This window comes from Nocardia spongicola (genome assembly GCF_047200775.1).
Lineage (GTDB): Bacteria > Actinomycetota > Actinomycetes > Mycobacteriales > Mycobacteriaceae > Nocardia.
In genome coordinates this window covers 1-1,481 of sequence record NZ_JBJZOO010000041.1, presented here as the reverse complement: position 1 = coordinate 1,481, position 1,481 = coordinate 1, and the positions used below count along the sequence as shown (strand labels likewise).

Below are 1,481 nucleotides of genomic sequence, written 5' to 3'. Positions count from 1 at the left end.
GCCCGATTGTGGCCAGGGTGGTGTAGAAGGTGGCCGGGTCGATCTCGGTCATGGTGTAGGTGGGTGGGACCTCGGCTTTGATCTGGTCGTAGGCGCCTTCGATCAGTCGGCCGGTGGCGTTGACCGTCCATGCGGTGCCGGCCGTTTTCCGGGAGCGGATGGTGAAGCGATGGGTCGATTCCTCCAGTTCGAAGCGCATGAGTGGCATTTGCCCGTCTTCGATGGCCAGGGGTGTCACGAACCGGACATCCGCCACCCCGGCCTGGGTGGATTCGGTGCGTGCCAGTACGGCGCTCAAGGCCGCGTCCAGGTATCCGGTGGCTGGCATCAGTCGGGTGCCCTCCACCCGGTGGTCGGCCAGCCACGGCAGCACCTGCATGTTCAATTCCAGTTGCCAGCGCAGGCTGTCTTCGGGATCTTGGTCGCCCAGTGTGGTGTAGCTGTCCGGGGTGCCGTAGAGGTGGAGTTGGTTGAGTGGTATTTCGGTGCGGAGGTGGGTTTTCTGCCAGGGGTAGGTGGGGAGGTCGAGGTGTGGTGTGGGGGTGGGGAGGTCGGCGAACATTCCCTCGATGTCGAGTACCCCGGCGGCGTAGAGGTCGGCGAGGATTTTGCGGATGCTGTCGGTGTCGTGTTGTTTGCGGTTGAGGGTGCCGATGGTGGTGCCGGTTTCGCCTGCCGCGCGTAGGATTTCGCGGATGTTGGCGCCGAGGACGGGATGCGGGCCGATTTCGAGGAAGACGCGGTGGCCCGCGCGGATGAGTTCGCGGATGGTGTCGGCGAAGCGGACGGTGTGACGGGTGTTGTCGCACCAGTAGTCGGCACCCCAGTCCGGGCCGGTGACTCGGGTGCCGGTGACGGTGGAGTACAGCGGGATGTGTGGGGTGGTCGGTTGTAGTTCGGTCAGGACATTGCGGAGTTCGTCGAGGATGGGGTCCATGAGGTGGCTGTGATACGGCGCTTCCACCTGGAGGCGTTTGGCGAAGACGCCGTCTTCGATGAGGGGTGCGGCGATTTCGTCGAGGCGGGTTTCGTTGCCGGCGAGGGTGACTGCGGTGGGGCTGTTGATCGCGGCGATATCGACCAGTTGGTCTTCGGCGATGAGTTCGCGGACGGTGTCGGCGGGCAGGCCGATCGCGAGCATGCCGCCGGTGCCCGCGGTGGTGGCTTGGAGTCGGGCGCGGTGGTGGCTGGCCAGGAGTGCGTCGTGGAGGGAGAGTGCTCCGGCGATGTAGGCGGCGGCGACTTCGCCGGCGCTGTGGCCGACGACGGTGGCGGGGCGGATATCGAGTTCGGCGAGTTCGGCGCAGAGGGCGACCTGTACCAGGAAGTTGCCTGCTTGGGCGACGACGGTGGAGGTGGCGCGGGATCGGTCTTCGGGGCGCAAGAGTTCTTCGATGATCGACCAGCCTGCGATCTTCTGGAACTCGGTGTCGATGCGGGCGGCTTCGGCGGCGAAAGCGCCCTCGGCTTCCAATAATCCG

General features: G+C 65.6%; 1 protein-coding gene. It reads right to left on the bottom strand.

What is annotated here, in order from left to right:
* On the bottom strand, positions 1-1,481 hold a 1,481-nt coding region (locus ACL02S_RS24080; protein ID WP_412804779.1), incomplete at both ends, for an acyltransferase domain-containing protein.